Below are 16,164 nucleotides of genomic sequence, written 5' to 3'. Positions count from 1 at the left end.
CTTCCAAGTAGGGTAAACCGCTCTAACTGGCGCATGAGATCGCCGCGTCGGTCGCACGCTCCCTCCTCGCGATGACAAGGTGTAAACGTACTTTTGCTGGGCTACTTAACTATGCCATCTGCATACGCCTCGCTACGACCTGCAATATACGAACTGCAACAATCGTGCGCGGAACGGGACTCGGCAGTCGTAAGCCTACGCAACACTACGCCCTATCAACGAAAGAAAATGATTACAAAGACCAATAGCAACACAATATTCTCCACTGCCCCCTACTTGCAGTGTCTCTTTCCCGTCTACGATTTTACGGTTGCATCCGAAAGATAGAACCGGTAGATGGGCCAGACGCGCCGCACGGCGCTGAGTGCTTCGGCAACAAGATCGCTGCCCCAGTCAAGCACTTGATCACGCGGCATGAAACGACGAAGCCAGATGCCATCGGCGTTGTGCACCGCGTCGGGGAGTGCATCAAGCGGATCGGTATGCGTGGTGGGCTCTGAACGTCCGGTGCGGTAATAGAAGCGCCATCGATCGCGGCGTAGGCATGCGTTTACGTGCTGCAGGTACACTTCAGGGGCCTGCTGGATGCGCTGCTTGGCCTGGCGCAATAGGTCGGTCGCGTGGGCCCCCACAAAAATACCCACCTGGAATCCGTCAGGGTCGATTCGGTGGGAGATTTGAACGTCCTTTAGCCGCTTTGTGTGCGGGCGATAGAACGCCATCCACAGGTTATCGTGACATCCGCCAGCCCCGAAATCGTTCTTCAGCAGCCGGCTAAACACGTAGCGCTCGGTCTCAAAGTCCAGCCGACTTGGCAACACCCAGTTTACGACCAGGTCGTCGCGGTAGCGCTTGAACGGGTCTTTGAGCAGCTCGTGCAGATCCGGCTTCTCTTTATTGTACTGGTCGATATGAGGCGTCTCTCGAAGCCGTGCCAACATCTCAAACACCTCCGGCGTCCACCCTGTGAAGGTGCACCGGGGCGGATCGGTTATCGACAGCGATTCGGCAGGCACCGACGCAGGAGCCCGCGTCGGCAGATCGGCAATGTCCATACAGCACAATAGACCACTGATTCAACAGACGTCGGGACCAGGGCGTCGCAATTGCACACCCGAGGCGAACAGCCGGACCAAGCGCGCAGAGCGGTGAGGTAGGGGCCCACTATGGCGGCCCCTGTCTCTTGAATGGCACGCCTTCCTGAATTAGAGAAGGTGTAAACGTATTTTCGCCGACTTATTTAAAAACACGGCAGTGATAGACGTTTCTATCACGAGCCAGCTGACCAGCCTGTCATTCAACCAGACAGCCGGCTCTACAGCGAGGGGCTTACGACCGCTCTCCTCTGAGGAACGCATGGGCACGCTTCACCATGTCGGGACTCCCGATGAAGAGCGGGGTGCGCTGGTGTAGCGACGTTGGCTCAATCTCCATGATCCGCTTCTCTCCATTCGTGGCCATGCCCCCTGCCTGCTCAATCAGAAAGGCCATCGGATTAGCTTCATACATCAGACGAAGCTTGCCCTCAGGGTTGCCCTGCGTGGCCGGATACATGTAGATGCCACCCATCATCATGTTGCGATGGAAGTCCGACACAAACGACCCGATGTAACGCGTCTTGGCCGGACGGTTCGGGTCGTCTTCGTCGTACTCTTGTAGCCAGTTGAGGTAGTTGCGCAGCCCCTGGTCGAACGCGTGGTAGTTTCCGCTATTGATTGAGCAGATGCGCCCACGGTCGGGCGTTTTTACGTTGCGGTGCGACAGCAAGAACTCGCCGATGGAGGGATCAAGCGTGAAGCCGTTCACCCCGTCTCCGGTTGTGTACACCAGCATGGTCGAAGAGCCGTACACCACGTATCCAGCCGCCACCTGGTCGGTGCCCGGCTGCAGCGCGTCGTCGAGCGTGGCTTCTTTTGGTGGCAGTTCATCGGGAATTCGGTAGATGCTGAAGATGGTACCCACCGACACATTCACATCGATATTCGACGAGCCGTCGAGCGGATCCATCAGCACAATGTAGTGGCCGTCCGACTCGCTGCTTGCATCGATTGGGATGGCCTCGGCGTGCTCCTCGGAGCCAATCAGGCAGCACTCGCCGCCTCGCCTCAGCGCCAGTACGAATTCTTTGTTAGCCAGCGCATCCATCTTCTTCTGCACCTCGCCCTGCACGTTTGTGACGCCGGTCTGCCCAAATATATCGAGCAGCCCTGCACGGCGCATGTCGCGGTTTACGATCTTGGCCGCCACACTGATGTCGCGCAGCAGCCTCGAAAAGGAACCGCTGGAATGGTCAAACTGGTCTTGCTTCTCTAAGATAAACTGCTCGAGCGTTTTGAAGTCGCCCAGATCGGCGTGCTCGGCGATAGAAGAATCACTCATGCTATCAAAAGGACCTGGTCACGAAAACGAAAGGAAACGAAGCAAATACGGTGCTTCGTGGATGCATCACATGTACAATGTGCACATTAGCTTAACCGAATGCAACGGGTTTCTGCAAAAAATGGAAGCGCTTCTACGCAGAAATCACGGAGCGCCCTCAGCTGCCCCCGTCGTCTTCGTCCCTGCAGACCGCTTTCAGGCGATTATTAGGCGATTGCCAGTCCGCATGTAGCGTACTACATGTACTACATGTAAGCCCCTCTCCTGCACTTGCTTTCCCCGATGTCGATTCCTTTCGTTTTGGTTCAAATGCCTGCTGCCAGCGCGTGGTCGTGCGCGGTCTTAGAAGCTGTTTGGGTTTTGGTTTGCCGGTGAGAGCGAGCGCTGCTGAGGCGAAAATTGAACCTCGATAGAGGTTCGTAGCCGGGGCTACGGGCCGAAATTGGGGGCAATTTGCAGCCCAGCGGAGCCGCTCGGAGCCCAAATTAAGAAATCAAAACAGCTTCTTACACCAGCGAGCGCAGCCCGAGCGTTTCGACCGCCGCCTCGGTATGACGGGTCGACGGCTGCCCGTTGTCCATGTCCGCCAGCATCAGGCGGAGCGCAGCCGGGGTATCCACGTCGTACCAGCGCGGCAGCACCGTGAGCCGAGCGCTGGTCTGCCCGATGCGCGTGAGCGTCTGGTTTAGCACCTGGGGGTGGCTGTAGCGCATATCAGCGAAAACCTGCGGATAGCAAGCGTTCATCCCGATCAGGTAGAACCCGCCGTCGTAGCTCGGCCCCAGCGTAATGCTATTCGGACGTGCCAGCGCCGAGAAGGCCTCCCGCAGAAAGGCCGTAGGTAGCGTAGGATGGTCGCTCCCAACCACCGCCACGCGCTCGTATCCGTCAGAAAGCGCATCCTGGATGCCGTGCTGCATGCGCGCTCCGAGTGCGTTGCCCTTCTGCACACGCATGCCGTCTGCACGTGTAGCAAACGGCTCCGGGTCTTCACCCGCCGGTACAGGGGCCGCCCAGTGAATTAGCACATCGGCATGAAGCGCCTGCGTCTGTTCCAGCAGGTCGAGCAAGAACGCCCGGTAGAGCGCGGCGGCCTCCTCATCGGTCAAAACCGGAGTGAGCCGGGTCTTCACGCGTCCAGGGCGCGGCCATTTGGCAAAGACGAGAAGGGCGTTGCGCATGCGCAAAGGGGGCAGGAGTTAGAGGGATGCGGGGCGGGGCGCTACTACGTATGCGCGGATGCTACGACTGCATCCGGTCTACGGTCGCATGCAGCACCTCTACGGCGTGGCGCAGGTGGGCTTCGGTGGTTTCGGCGCCCATCGAAAACCGGACAGCCGCGGCGGCGGTCGCATCGTCGAGACCGATCCCCGACAGCACGTGGCTCGGCGTAAGCGTACCGCTGGTGCAGGCCGACCCGGCTGAAGCCAGGATGCCTTTCATGTCGAGGTTCAGAATCAGCATCTCGCCGTCGACGCGGTCTCCGTTTTTCGGCGGCACGGCTACGTTCACGATGTGGGGCGCGCGGTGATCCGCTTCGGGCGGGGTATTGCATACGATGGACGATCCCAGCGCATCGTGCAGCTGCTGCATGAGCAGCTCCTGCAGTGCTGCCAGGCGCTCGGACTCGTCTGGCGCCCGCTCGTAGGCCTGCTCCAGTGCCGCAGCGAGCCCTACCACACCCGCCACATTTTCGGTTCCGCCCCGCTGGTCGCGCTCTTGGCTGCCGCCTTCAATGAGGGGCGCCAGGGCGTGGCCACCGCGCACGTACAGCGCACCAACGCCCTTCGGACCGTAGAGCTTATGCCCTGAAATAGTAGCGTAGTCCACCCCAAGCGCCTGCACATCGTTCTGCAGCAATCCCATCGACTGCACGGTGTCGCTGTGCAGCGCTACGCCACGGGCGTGGCAGACCTCGGCGATGGCCGGGATGTCGGTGCGGGCGCCGGTTTCGTTGTTCACGTGCATCAGCGATACGAGCGCGGTATCGTCGTCCAGCACTGCCTCGACCTGATCCGGCGATATGCGTCCGTAGCGGTCGGGGACCAGCCGGGTGACGCGGTGCCCCGCTGCTTCGAGATCGGACGCCGGTTCGAGCACGGCCTCGTGCTCCACAACCGACGTAACAAGGTGCGCCCCTGGCCCCGCATCCGCCAGCCGCTTGCGCAAGACCCAGTTGTTCGCCTCGGTGGCTCCGCTTGTGAACACCACCTCGCTCGGCTCGGCGCCAATGCAGCGAGCCACGCGCTCGCGCGCCTCCTCGACGGCCACGCGCGCCTGGCGCCCCCACCGGTGCACCGACGACGGGTTGCCGTGGTGCGTGGTCAGGTAGGGCATCATGGCTTCAAGCACCGGCTCGCCAAGGGGCGTGCTGGCGGCATGATCCAGGTAGATGGTATCGGATGGCGTGTTGGTCTGCATGGGGCGTGCTGCCTCGAATCCAGTAAAAAAGGGACCTGCGAAATACGTAGCGCAGCCCACTGCAACGCGAACGAAGCAGGCCGCGTCCGGCTGCAGGCGTGGATGCGAACAAGTATCGGTATGCACGTTTTAAGACGAACGTTTCCCCTTCGTTGTTGTGCGAAAATGCAGTCTCCCCACCTATGGACAAACTTGTTGTGACGGGCGGCCAGCCGCTCACCGGATCGCTGCCCGTTGGCGGCTCAAAGAACACCGCGCTTCCGCTTATGGCCGCCGCGCTCCTCGCCGACGGCACCACCACGCTCACCAATATTCCGGCGCTGCGCGACGTGTACACGTTCGCGAACGTGCTGCGCGTGTCGGGCGCATCGGTCTCGTTCGACGAATCGGCCCACCAGCTTCGGGTGGATGCACGCCGAATTGACCACCCAGAGGCGCCGTACGATCTCGTCAAGAAGATGCGGGCCTCGTTCTACATGCTGGGCGCTCTGGTCGGGCGCTGCGGACAGGCGCGCGTGTCGCTTCCGGGCGGATGCGCCTGGGGGCCGCGTCCGGTTGATCTGCACCTTGAGGGCATGAAGGCGTTCGGCGCGTCGATCGAGCTCGACCAGGGCTACGTGGTGGCCTCTACGCCGAACGGACGTCTGCAGGGCGGCTCGTTTCGGATGGAGCCGTCGAGCGTGGGCGCTACGATCAACCTGCTGCTGGGCGCGGTGACGGCCCAGGGCGGGTCGCGTATCGAGAACGCGGCTCAGGAGCCTGATGTGGTGGCGTTTGGCGAGACCCTGAAGCAGATGGGCGCACAGATCGACGGGCTCGGCACCCGCACCATCGAGGTGCAGGGGGTGGATGCGCTGGAGCCGGTGTCGGTGCGCAACACGCCCGACCGGATCGAGATGGGGACGTTCATGGTGGCGGCGCTGCTTGCTGGCGAGCCGGGCGTGCCGTTTCGCGTTAAAAACGGACACCACCCGCATCTGGGCGCTGCGTTCAAGAAGCACGTTGCCGATACGGGGGCCACGGTCGTGTACGAGGACGACGTGGTCACCATTACGCCGCCCGACCGCATCCGCCCAACGTCGATTGCGACGGCGACGTACCCCGGCTTCCCCACCGACCTGCAGGCGCAGTGGGGCGTGCTCATGGCGCATGCCGACGGCACCACGCGCATCACCGACACGATCTACGACGACCGGTTCAAGCACATCCCCGAGCTGCAGCGCATGGGGCTGGATGCATCGGTCAAAGGCGACACGGCTACAATTCACGGTCCGACGGACTTCAAGGCGGCTACGGTCATGAGCACCGACCTGCGGGCGAGCGTCTCGCTGGTGCTGGCGGGCATGGTGGCGGAGGGCACGACCGACGTGCTGCGCGTCTACCACCTGGACCGGGGCTACGAGAACCTGGAGCAGAAGCTGCAGCAGGCCGGCATCGACATCCACCGCGAGCAGTACGACGAGTTTTCTGAGCCTGAGCGGGTCGCCGAGCGCACGGCGTAGCGGGGTCGTGTGGCGGGGTCGTGTGGCGGGGTCGTGTGGCGGGGTGTAATGGTGGATACAGAGGCGCTCACGAATCCGGAGACTGCTGATGACCTTAGGGCCAACTTATGGAGCCACTACTGAGCGGCTGCCTTCTGCGCGCACCAGTCGATGAACGCCGTAGCATTCTCTGTCCATGCAGATAGATCCTCAACCTCTGCGAGGCTACCCTGGGGGTGGCGCTGCTCATTGCGCGCGTCCGGGTGGTCGAGCTGGGCAGGCGCCCGGTCCACCAGCGCAGCCCAGTCGTCTGCATCCACAAACTTGCGTGTTCGCGCCGTGGTTGTCCACACGCTGCCGTTTGGCCCTATCCGAAACAGCTTGTAGCCGTGCACGCGGATGTCCAGTCCCCCCGGAGTGCCCTGCAGGTCGCACCCCTCCTTCTGATCCACATGGTCGCACACCGCTTGCATGGCACCGACCGTGGCGGGATCGGTGTTCGATGTGAGCTCGGCAAAGAATGCATCGCGGGTATAATCTTGCGGAGACGTCCCTTTCTTGTGCGCGGCGGCTTCGGTTTGCCCGATGACGCGCGGCACGAATACAGATGACTGGCTTTGCGCATCTGTATACCGTTGCACCGCTACCGCCAGCACCTCGGCGGGACGCATCTGCTCGTTTAGAAACTCAACGATGCGTCGCAGTTCGCGGGGGATGCGGTCCGCCACAAACACCATGCGCACGCGTCCCTGATTCAAGTTGTCGCGTACGTTATCCCAGTACGCCTCCGCATCCGCTACCTTGAGCGTCTGGTCAAGCACGTTGGGGGCATTCGCATGGGTGCGATCAAAAAGCCGCCGAATTGTATCTACATCTCCATAGCGAATGGCATTGGCCGCGTAGTCCATCATCTGTCCCACCACCTTGCGGCGGATGCGTGAATCGGTGCTCCGCTTCACCTCAACCAGCGTGGGGATACCATCCTGATCCAGAAAGAGCAGGTCCAGTGCCCAGCGCGTTCCGCCTTCCGTGTCGCCGATGCCGAACTCGCGGTCTACGAGCACCCAACGACGCGGCTCCTCGGGGTTCATCTGGCTGCCCGCCAGCAGATCGGGATGGTCGGCCAACAGATCTTGGAAGTTGTCCTCGTTCTCGTACCCTGCCACAGAAAGCGGATGAAGCGTACCGTCGCGACCACTCATGTAGATTGTGTCGGACATCGCAGATGCGATTTGAATTGAAGGGTATTGAAGGGCATCGCCGTAACAGCACCCCGACAGGTGGGGACGTTACGTGTACCTCTAAGGTGCGACTGACGTACTCTCTGACGAAAGTCATGGAGCTCTTTCTCGACTCAATGTAGCAACTCCTTACCAGAAGTCTTAGCGCTACTTGTCGAGCTACACCGTTGCGGTCTGCACCGCATGTGGGGTTTGTACCTCACGCCGGTGGGGAACGCCATCGTCCCGATTACTGGGGTAGACGAGAGCAAAGCAGACCGCTTCGATCTGTCCTCCCCCAGATACTTGGCTTGCATGTACCTGGCTCGGATGTTGGCTGCGCCGACTTGATCTCGGTGTCCTTCAAAACGACACGCTGAGCAGCGGTAGTTTCTGCTTTGGGGTTTATTACGGCATTTGCACTGTGGACACGTCTGGCTCGTGTAGGCTTCGTTAACAAGTTCCACGGTCATTCCACGAAGCTGTGCCTTGTACGTAATCATATGACGCAGCGTGCCAAACGCCCACTGGTGGAGCCTCTGGTTTGCTGTAGCGCCGTAGTGAAGACCCGACCGGATCCAGCGCACATCTCCAAGAGCTATCGTAGAAACGCCTCTCTCATGGAGCGCTTCGACAAGTCGCGTACTCATCTTGTGCAGCAGATCCGTGATCTGGTTCTGAAGCCTGGCAAGCTGTTTGGTTTTGGAGCATGCGAGCTTCTTATACCGATTCGAGCCACGCTCTTTGCGGCTAAGCTTCGCATCGAGGCGTGCTTTGATTCGGTTCTGGTACTGCCTGAGTGCGCGAAGCTTACGGCCGTTCATAAGGACTGTCTCTTCACCGTCGTAGGCTACAGCGAGGTGGACCTCCCCGAGATCTACGCCCGCTACCTTATCCGCTTTGGCCCGAGCCTGCAGTTCCGTCTTATACTTCGCGCAGAGAACATGCTCGCTACCATCGAAGACGATCTCTACCTCGTAGGGCTTCGGATGTGGCCAGCGAACCCAGAGCGGATCTTCACCGCGCCCGTTCGAGAGGCGGAGCTTGCCCTCTCGGATACGAATGGACGACTGGCGGTAAACGAGCTTGAAGTAGCGCTTTTGCTTGTGTGGTGGCCGAGTACCTGCCCGCTTCCGGTTGGCCCGCCACGCGTTCAGGGCGTCGAAGAAAGCATGATTGACTGCCTGTGCGGTGTTCGAATGCAGCCCCTCAAAGCCTGTACACATCCAGCGCTGCATCGAGTAGCGATGCAGCCATATGCCCTTCTTTCGGACAGTACGCCAGTAGCGCGCCGTGATACTCGACCAGAGAGCACCTGCCCTCTTACGAAGGCGGTCAATCTTTGGACGTGAGCCAAGCTTCTTTCTGCGTGTGAGGTACATGCCAAAACACAGAGTCGTCTACCCAAGGCGAAAAAGTGGGTGTATCCTACATCTGCAACACGTAGGTGTAGGACCTCTTTCGCTTTCTTTCAAAACCTTAAACTCGTTCTCAGAATATGCGTCATGCCTCACTGAGATGCAACTGAGAGGTGGTTGGCTCGCGACCAGCCTACGCTACCGCCCCGCTGAGCTTGTCGGCGTGCTTCTGGCGCAGCTTTTTCAGCTTCGGATCGATGACTGCGCGGCAGTACGGCAGGTTCGAGTTGCTCGCGTAGTAGTCCTGATGGTTCGCCTCGGCCTCGTAGAACGTGTCGAGCGGCTCTACCTCTGTCACAATGCCGCCGTCAAAGACCGACGCGTTCAGCTCCTCGATAACGGACTCGGCTGTCTCCTGCTGCGCCTTGTCATGGTGCAGGATAATCGAGCGATACTGCGGCCCCACATCGGCCCCCTCCCGGTTGCGGGTGGTCGGGTTGTGGATCGTAAAGAAGATCTCGAGGAGCGCCCGATACGACACCACGTCAGGGTCGTACGTAACCTGAACTACCTCAGCGTGCCCCGTGTCTTTGCCGCAGACCTGCCGGTAGGTCGGGTTCGGCACGTGTCCGCCCGCATAGCCCGACACGACCGACTCCACGCCGCGCACCTGCTGATAAACCGCTTCGAGGCACCAAAAGCATCCGCCTCCCAATGTTGCCTGTTCCATAGTTGCATTGCTATATGCTGGAGAATATAAAGCGACACGGTATGCACGCCCGCATCCCCCGAAAGATTGCCGCCCGCCGCATATCTTACAACATGATTGCGCCAGACTCGGAGTTGCCCATGTCCGCTGCGTGCCGGCATCCATACGGCGCAATGGCATGCACATGCAGCGCAAAATCGCCCGCCTGCTTGTCCCCGATCAAAAACCCGATGCCGCACACCCCCGACGGATCGAACGGCGGCGCATCCGCCCGAACCCGTCCGCGGCGCATGGCCTGCAGCCGCGCAAACGGCAGGTAGTGCGCGGCGGACTGCGGCGTCGTCCAGAACGGCACGCGGTAGCTGATGCGCCCGCCCGCCTCGGTAAATAGCGTAAGGCGATAGCGCCGCACCGGACCGTGTGCGCGCACCATCAGCCCGGTAGCCCCCGACAGGTCTACTGCGTGTGCCACGCGCGCCGACGCAAATCCGCCCCCGTTCGCCAGCGACACATGCCCGCGAAAGCCCAGCACGCCTGCCTCCGCCTGTACCACCTCACTGGTCGACGCGCCCCCCATCACCGGGTCGTTGATACACTGCCAGTCGCCCGGCTGGTCGATTAGGGGCTGGAGGGATGCGGAAGATAGCGGCATGTCGAGGTAGGATCGATGCGGGTTGAATACGGATTCACTTGCGGGTCCACCGGGTGCCAGACGCGCTACGCCGGGCGGTCTTCGAATATCCGTCGCGCCGTGATGGGTCTCCTGCCGTAGTCGTTCCACGGCGGATACGCAGCACCCGGCATAGCAATTTGGGCATTTCTTGCTGGCAATTGCAGTTGCACAATGGCGCGCGTCGGGAATGGTTCTCCACGGCCTCGCAATGACAAGGTGGGGGCGTTGTGCCTGCAGGTGCATGCCGGGCGTGTACGAGGGGCGCTGAGATCCTTCCGCCTGCGACGTCAGGATGAGCGCGTGTAGTGGGGGGCGTTGCCTTGGAGCATGAAGCGCTACGCTACTGCTTTCCCTCCTGCCGGCGCAGCCGGAAAGGAGGGGTGCCCAAAGGGCGGGGTGGTCTGCAGCCGGATGGAGATCCCGGGTGTTCGCTACCGATGCACCTGCGCCGGGAAGCGCTGCTGGAGCGTAGCCACGAAGCGCTCGATCTCCTGCTTGGTGTTGTAGTAGTGCACCGACGCACGCACCAGATCGGGCAGGGTGCGCGCCTCGGCATCGAGGAGCGTAGACGACGGCGTACTCACGGATACATGCATGCCCTCGGTGCGCAGGCGGTGCTTGATCTTCGAAGCCTCCCACCCGGAAATGCCAAACGTCACGATGCCGCTCTTGCGCACGCCCAGGTCGTAGACTGTAGCGCCGTGCACCTCGGCGAGCGCCGCGCGCAGCTGCCCCGCCAGGTGCTGCACCCGCTCCGCGATGGCATCGAGCCCCCACGACAGCGCATAGTCAACGGCCACGCCCAGCCCGATCTTACCAGCCACGTAGCCCTCCCAGTTCTCAAAGCGGCGCGCATCAGAGCGGATGCGGTACGTGTCGGGACCGGTGAGGGTAGCCGCGTGCAGGTCGAGCAGCGGCGGCGTGATGCGCTCGATCCAGTCGCGCTGCACATACAGGAAGCCCGTGCCGCGCGGCCCGCGCAGGAACTTACGCCCGGTGGCAGAGAGCATGGTGCAGCCGAGCGCCTCCACATCGAGCGGCACCTGCCCGGCGGACTGGCACGCGTCCAGCAAGAACGGCACCTCAGCGTCTTGCGCGATGGCCCCCACCTCTTCAGCTGGATTGATGAGCCCGCCGTTTGTGGGGATGTGCGTGAGTGCAATGAGTGCGGTGCGGTCGTCGATCATGTCGCGCAGCGCGGCGGTATCGACCTGGCCGTGGGCGTCGGCCGGCACCACCTCGACAACGGCGCCCGTCGCCTCGGCGCGCTGCAGCATCGCGATATAGTTGCTGGCGTAAGACGCCGCTGTGGTCAGGATGCGGTCGCCGGGCTGCAGGTCGAGTCCGTAGAACGCCATATCCCAGGCGCGGGTGGCATTTTCAACAACGGCAATCTCTTCTGCGTCGGCTCCCAGCAGCTGCGCGATGGCGACGTAAGTATGCTGGAGGCGATCGGCGGCCATATCGGCAGCTTCGTATCCGCCAAAGCGGGCCTCCTGCTTCAGATGCTCGGTCTGCGCGGTAAGCACCGGTTCGGGCGGCAGTGCGCTTCCCGCATTGTTAAAGTGGAGAATGTCGGTGCACCCGGGCGTATCGGCCCGGGCCCGTGCAACGTCGAACGAGGTAGGGGCGTCAGTCATGATCGGCGAGGAGAAAAGCATCGAGGGCATTGAGAGTGGGCTCTGGACGCTCCCAGTGTGGAAGGAGTCCGCCGGGTACGTCGGCGTGCTGCAGGTAGCGCGGGTTCTTCTTGAGCAGCGCAGACAGCCGGTCGAAGCGCTGCACGGTGGTATCCGGCGTCTGCGGCGTGAGGATAAGCGTGGGCCGGTAGAGCCGGGCGTAGACCTCGGTGTCAATGTCGCGCTGAAAGAGCGACCCATCTACAAAGTGGCGCGGCGCATACGGGGCGCCGTGAATGCGAGCCGTCTGCGCACCGTAACGCACGAGCGCCTCCGGCACCTCGTCGTCGAGAAAGACCTGCGCGGCCAGATAGCGGCGCAGCGATTTGGGGCGCGTGAGCCAGAAGTAGGGTCCGGTGAAGCCGCCTATCGAAGCGGCGGTTTTAACGGCGAGGCGTCCGAACGGCGATGGGCCGCGGTTCGCGGAGAGTCCCGTCGGCGCAATCAGTGCGCAGCGCCGCACCTGCGTGGCGGCCTGCAGGGCAACGGCCGCGGCGAACTCGGAGCCAAGCGAGCACGCCACCAGGTCGGCCGGGGCTTTCACCGCGTCGGTGAGCACGTCATAGAGCACGTCCTGGTAGACGGAAGGGTCGTAGCTACGGTCGGCCCGCTCGGAGCGTCCGAACCCGAGCCAGTCGAGCGCCCAGAGCGGACGGTCGGTGGCCGCGGCGTAGTGTTCGAATAACGGACGCATCTCCATGGGGGAGGCTACGGCGTTGAAGCTGTGTAGAAACACCAGCGGCGTGCCTGTGCCGGGCCGATGGTAGAGATGCAAACGCCCCTGCGACGACTCCAGGATGCGCGTGTTCGCATTGAGCGCCGGGTCGAGCGTGTGCGGGGGCGGCAGGCTGCGATGATAGGCAGAAATTGCCAGCGCAGCCGAGGCCGCCCCGGCAGTCGTCCAGCGGAGCCAGCGGGGAAACGAAGAAGAGGCCATGGCATTGCAGAAAAGCGTGAGCAGATATCGGATGCGCCTCTACTGGCAACCTGCAGCGTGGGATTCCGTAGGGATACGAAGCACCGGGAAAAGCCACCTGCCATGGCGCCGACATACCCGCGGCGGCTCCCCCGAGGTAGCCCTCCTACTCCAAAGCAACATGCCCCTGTAGTTCAACTGGATAGAACACGGGCCTCCTAAGCCCGGAATCCTGGTTCGAGTCCAGGCGGGGGTACGACAACGTCCGATCGTTTCTGCTGATGTTACAACGACACCGTTCAAGGTAGCAAGGTAGGCCGCTTCTCTCGGTTATCGGCACAACACAACAGCTCTTAAAGTGTCATCGCGAGGACGGAGCACAGCGAACGAGTACTCTTGGGATGCGACCCCTGCGCTCCACCAAGGCCGCGAACTTCGAACAGGGGGCATGGGCCTGCACTCCAGGAGCATTTCCTGTCCACAGTCGGAGCGACACGATCCATCCCCCTAAATCCCCCTCCTCCGAGGGGGGCTTGGTGGGCTCCTTCTGCGACCCGTCTTGCAGAGTGGCTCCGCTGCAGCGTCCTCTCCTACCGGGCGCTATCCCGGAAAGGAGGGGTGCCCGAAGGGCGGGGTGGTCCTGAGTCGGATAAAGATCCCGGGTCTGCGCTGCGCTCCGCCCGGGATGACTTGCTGTTGCGGGGCTTTTCTGGAAAGTACGCGTATGCCTCTGCAGCCCTGACCTCCCAAAACAAAGTCACCCCGGGCTCCGAGCCGGGGTCTTCCGTATCCATAGAGCCGCCATTTTCGAATATGAAGACTGCCCACATCCCCGGCGGTCGGGAAAGGTAGTCCGCCCCGAACAGCGACGCATGAGATTAGCACGTCACGGCCCCCCCTAAATCCCCCTCCTCCGAGGGGGACTTGGTGGGCTCCTTCTGCGCCCCGTCTTGCAGAGTGGCTCCGCTGCAGCGTCCTCTCCTACCGGGCGCCAGCCCGGAAAGGAGGGGTGCCCGAAGGGCGGGGTGGTCCTTGACCGAATGGAGATCCTGAGTCTTCGCTTTGATACGCTATCTCCAAAGTGACTTGACCGTGTGGGGTTCTTCTGGAAAGCACGTCTGCCCCTTTGCGCATCGACACTTCCACCACCAAGTCACCCCGGCCTCCGAGCCGGGGTCTTCCCATATCCGAGAAGGCCAAAGCTTCCAATACGCGCCTACACCTACGGTCAAGCAGGCATCTTGGACAGGTGGCTGCTAATAGCCTGCCTCGAACAGCAACGCATGAGATTGCTTCGTCGCAACGCTCCTCGCAATGACAAGGTGTAGGGGGCTCCCTACTATAATAGCACGACGCTACAGAGTCCTCTCCTACCGTGCGTCAGCCCGGAAAGGAGGGGTGCCCGAAGGGCGGGGTCCTTGACCGAATAAGAGCCTGTTTGGGTTTTGGTTTGATGGCGAGAGCGAGCGCCGCTGCGGCGAAAATTGGACCACGATGGAGGTTCATAGTCGGAGATTACCCACATCTTCGGAAGGCATTCTGTCCTATTGCCTGACGCATGCGGTAACAGCTTCCGCTTTTCCTCTTCGCTCGCGAAACAGGTTTTCAACAAAAGGCGGGAGGTGCACCTGCGCGACCCCGTGCTCGGGGGCCATGTCAGGCCGCGCTGAAAGCAACCGACCAGCCAGGGATGCACCCAAGGCCCCGCATCCCTCTAAACACCACGTTTTGAGCGGTCTGTTTTGGGGAGCTGCTAAAACTGATCAACGATGCGTGCGGCGAGTGCTGCGAGCGAATCCGTCATCCAGGGCGTCCAGATTGGCGGAACGGGCATGGTGACGCGCTGCATGCGCTGCGAATCGGGCGCCTCGAAGCCGAGTCCGTAGTGGTGCAGCGCGATACCGGGCTTGCGCACCCGCACCGACGCGCCGTAGCGTCCGTCGTGCACGACCGGGTGGCCGCGCTGTGCGCACTGCAGACGGATCTGATGGGAGCGTCCGGTGTCGAGCTGCAGGTGCACGAGGGTACGGTCGTTGTCGGTGCGCAGCGCCTGGTAAGTGAGGCGGGCCGCCTTGGCGTCGGGGTGGTCGGGCGAGACGATCTGCGGCCCGGTGGCGGTGTTGGCGATGGCATCTTGCATGGTGCCCGTGCCGCTCATGGCACCCTCGACGAGCGCCAGGTAGTGCTTATCCATCGTGCGCGCCTGCACCTGGTCGGAGAGCTGCCGAGCGGCGTCGGAGGTTTTGGCCACAAGCAAGATTCCTGATGTGGGACGGTCGAGGCGGTGCACCAGCCCTACAAACGGATCGGGGTCTGCATCGGTTGCCCACTGCGTTTTGAGGATATCGAATACGTTGGGCTTGCCGGTGGCGTCGGGCTGCGAAAGCATGCCGGCGGGCTTTTCGATGGCGGCCCACCGGTCGGTTTCGGCAGCGCTACGCAGCAACGGGGTCGACTCGGTCGAGGACATGCGGGGGCGGGTGATTGCAGAAAAAAGCGGACCGGTTGGACGAGCGGGGGCACGGTTTGTTTGGGTGGGCCTGCTGTGCGCAGCAGTCTGCCTCAGCTTGCCCCGGTGCGCCATTAACGTACAGCGGCTTGCGCCTGTTTACGTGGGTGATTGCGGCGTGAGCGCTTGCGGGAGTGCCTGCCGCCTGCAATCATGAAGGTGCCTGCATGAAGGTGCATGTTTGCCATGCCCCGCTGCACCCATGCCCTGCTGCATCTACCCTACCCATAGATAGCCTCTACATCCAACTTCCACGTGTGTCTCTGTGCGTATCTCCTTGCGTTCCCAGTACGGACTCTTGGCCGTCCTTTTTTTGGCGCTTCCCACCTGGGTTAGCTCTGCGCCTGCGCAGTCGCCGGTGGGGGCATCGCCCTTTGCGTCGTGCGTGGAAGCTACAGGCGGAAACGCCACCATCATCATTCCAGAAACAGCCGAGCTTTCCGTAGACGGTGAAGCGTTCTCCGAAGGCGACGAGCTTGCCGTTATCGACGCAGCGGGGCAGTGCGTCGGGCATCTGACCTGGTCGGGCACCGGGAGCGAGGCGCTCGTGGTCTGGGAGGTTGGCCTCTTCAGCGAATCGACCGCCGGACTGCGTCCGGGCGACCCGCTTACGCTGCGGATCTGGCAGCGCCGCACCGATCGCGTGTTCACGCCTGCAAACAGCAGTGTGGAGGTGGTGCTCGACACGTCCACGTCGCACCTAAACGAAACGTTTCGCTACCAGCGTGACGGCATCTACGTGGTACGGCAGCTCACCGTGCATCCGTCCTCGGACTCGTGATCTCCGCCTTCGTATGCGTTCTTCGTGTGCGTTCTTCG

General features: G+C 62.0%; 13 protein-coding genes and 1 tRNA gene. 3 read left to right on the top strand and 11 right to left on the bottom strand.

Annotation, left to right across the window (positions count from 1 at the left end; all coding sequences use genetic code 11):
* Positions 1-296: 296 nt before the first annotated feature.
* The 4 genes from PPP56_RS02255 to PPP56_RS02240 all read right to left on the bottom strand — a co-directional run bounded on the left by PPP56_RS02255 (position 297) and on the right by PPP56_RS02240 (position 4,800).
* A complete protein-coding gene (locus PPP56_RS02255; RefSeq protein WP_353562368.1) occupies positions 297-1,055 on the bottom strand; it encodes a hypothetical protein in 759 nt (252 codons plus the stop codon).
* A gap of 274 nt (positions 1,056-1,329) precedes the next feature.
* Positions 1,330-2,379, bottom strand: a complete 1,050-nt coding sequence (fbp, locus tag PPP56_RS02250) for a class 1 fructose-bisphosphatase (RefSeq protein WP_353562366.1) — start codon at positions 2,377-2,379, stop codon at positions 1,330-1,332.
* Between the two features lie 506 nt (positions 2,380-2,885).
* A complete protein-coding gene (locus PPP56_RS02245) occupies positions 2,886-3,560 on the bottom strand; it encodes a TIGR04282 family arsenosugar biosynthesis glycosyltransferase (RefSeq protein WP_353562364.1) in 675 nt (224 codons plus the stop codon).
* Positions 3,561-3,621: 61 nt separating this feature from the next.
* Positions 3,622-4,800, bottom strand: coding sequence for a cysteine desulfurase family protein (locus PPP56_RS02240; RefSeq protein WP_353562362.1), 1,179 nt, complete (start codon positions 4,798-4,800; stop codon positions 3,622-3,624).
* Positions 4,801-4,982: 182 nt separating this feature from the next.
* Here PPP56_RS02240 and murA point away from each other — a divergent pair, with 182 nt between their 5' ends.
* Positions 4,983-6,302 carry a UDP-N-acetylglucosamine 1-carboxyvinyltransferase gene (gene murA / locus PPP56_RS02235; protein WP_353562360.1) on the top strand — a complete coding sequence of 440 codons (1,320 nt, stop codon included), beginning with the start codon at positions 4,983-4,985 and terminating at the stop codon, positions 6,300-6,302.
* Positions 6,303-6,418: 116 nt separating this feature from the next.
* On the opposite strand, the gene PPP56_RS02230 is transcribed toward murA, so the two are convergent.
* The 6 genes from PPP56_RS02230 to PPP56_RS02205 all read right to left on the bottom strand — a co-directional run bounded on the left by PPP56_RS02230 (position 6,419) and on the right by PPP56_RS02205 (position 12,857).
* A complete protein-coding gene (locus tag PPP56_RS02230) occupies positions 6,419-7,501 on the bottom strand; it encodes a PDDEXK family nuclease (protein WP_353562358.1) in 1,083 nt (360 codons plus the stop codon).
* A 134-nt stretch (positions 7,502-7,635) separates the two neighbouring features.
* Positions 7,636-8,727, bottom strand: coding sequence for an RNA-guided endonuclease InsQ/TnpB family protein (locus PPP56_RS02225; protein ID WP_353562370.1), 1,092 nt, complete (start codon positions 8,725-8,727; stop codon positions 7,636-7,638).
* A 325-nt stretch (positions 8,728-9,052) separates the two neighbouring features.
* Complete coding sequence (gene msrA, locus PPP56_RS02220; protein ID WP_353562356.1) at positions 9,053-9,589, bottom strand: peptide-methionine (S)-S-oxide reductase MsrA; 537 nt, start codon at positions 9,587-9,589, stop codon at positions 9,053-9,055.
* An 85-nt stretch (positions 9,590-9,674) separates the two neighbouring features.
* Positions 9,675-10,349 (bottom strand): CIA30 family protein, encoded by a 675-nt coding sequence (locus tag PPP56_RS02215; protein WP_353562354.1) that lies wholly within the window; start codon positions 10,347-10,349, stop codon positions 9,675-9,677.
* A gap of 323 nt (positions 10,350-10,672) precedes the next feature.
* Positions 10,673-11,881, bottom strand: a complete 1,209-nt coding sequence (locus PPP56_RS02210) for an aminotransferase class V-fold PLP-dependent enzyme (RefSeq protein ID WP_353562352.1) — start codon at positions 11,879-11,881, stop codon at positions 10,673-10,675.
* Positions 11,874-12,857, bottom strand: a complete 984-nt coding sequence (locus tag PPP56_RS02205; protein WP_353562350.1) for an alpha/beta fold hydrolase — start codon at positions 12,855-12,857, stop codon at positions 11,874-11,876. The genes PPP56_RS02210 and PPP56_RS02205 overlap by 8 nt, the downstream gene beginning before the upstream one ends.
* Positions 12,858-13,019: 162 nt before the next feature.
* Between PPP56_RS02205 and PPP56_RS02200 the strand changes: the two genes are divergently transcribed.
* Positions 13,020-13,092, top strand: a tRNA-Arg gene (locus PPP56_RS02200).
* A 1,497-nt stretch (positions 13,093-14,589) separates the two neighbouring features.
* Here the strand turns inward: PPP56_RS02200 and PPP56_RS02195 are convergent.
* Positions 14,590-15,306, bottom strand: a complete 717-nt coding sequence (locus PPP56_RS02195) for an RluA family pseudouridine synthase (RefSeq protein WP_353562348.1) — start codon at positions 15,304-15,306, stop codon at positions 14,590-14,592.
* A 352-nt stretch (positions 15,307-15,658) separates the two neighbouring features.
* Here PPP56_RS02195 and PPP56_RS02190 point away from each other — a divergent pair, with 352 nt between their 5' ends.
* Positions 15,659-16,126, top strand: a complete 468-nt coding sequence (locus PPP56_RS02190) for a hypothetical protein (RefSeq protein WP_353562346.1) — start codon at positions 15,659-15,661, stop codon at positions 16,124-16,126.
* The last annotated feature ends 38 nt before the right edge of the window (positions 16,127-16,164 follow it).

The sequence above is a fragment of the Longimonas sp. genome, assembly GCF_040409695.1.
GTDB lineage: Bacteria > Bacteroidota > Rhodothermia > Rhodothermales > Salinibacteraceae > Longimonas.
Note: the sequence above shows the minus strand (reverse complement) of the source record. Positions and strands in the feature narration are given on the sequence as shown.

Bases quoted from the DNA above. Each gene is read 5' to 3' on its own strand.
- PPP56_RS02255 (WP_353562368.1), bottom strand. From the start codon at position 1,055: ATGGACATTGCCGATCTGCCGACGCGGGCTCCTGCGTCGGTGCCTGCC.
- fbp (WP_353562366.1), bottom strand. From the start codon at position 2,379: ATGAGTGATTCTTCTATCGCCGAGCACGCCGATCTGGGCGACTTCAAA.
- PPP56_RS02245 (WP_353562364.1), bottom strand. From the start codon at position 3,560: ATGCGCAACGCCCTTCTCGTCTTTGCCAAATGGCCGCGCCCTGGACGC.
- PPP56_RS02240 (WP_353562362.1), bottom strand. From the start codon at position 4,800: ATGCAGACCAACACGCCATCCGATACCATCTACCTGGATCATGCCGCC.
- murA (WP_353562360.1), top strand. From the start codon at position 4,983: ATGGACAAACTTGTTGTGACGGGCGGCCAGCCGCTCACCGGATCGCTG.
- PPP56_RS02230 (WP_353562358.1), bottom strand. From the start codon at position 7,501: ATGTCCGACACAATCTACATGAGTGGTCGCGACGGTACGCTTCATCCG.
- PPP56_RS02225 (WP_353562370.1), bottom strand. From the start codon at position 8,727: ATGTGTACAGGCTTTGAGGGGCTGCATTCGAACACCGCACAGGCAGTC.
- msrA (WP_353562356.1), bottom strand. From the start codon at position 9,589: ATGGAACAGGCAACATTGGGAGGCGGATGCTTTTGGTGCCTCGAAGCG.
- PPP56_RS02210 (WP_353562352.1), bottom strand. From the start codon at position 11,881: ATGACTGACGCCCCTACCTCGTTCGACGTTGCACGGGCCCGGGCCGAT.
- PPP56_RS02205 (WP_353562350.1), bottom strand. From the start codon at position 12,857: ATGGCCTCTTCTTCGTTTCCCCGCTGGCTCCGCTGGACGACTGCCGGG.
- PPP56_RS02195 (WP_353562348.1), bottom strand. From the start codon at position 15,306: ATGTCCTCGACCGAGTCGACCCCGTTGCTGCGTAGCGCTGCCGAAACC.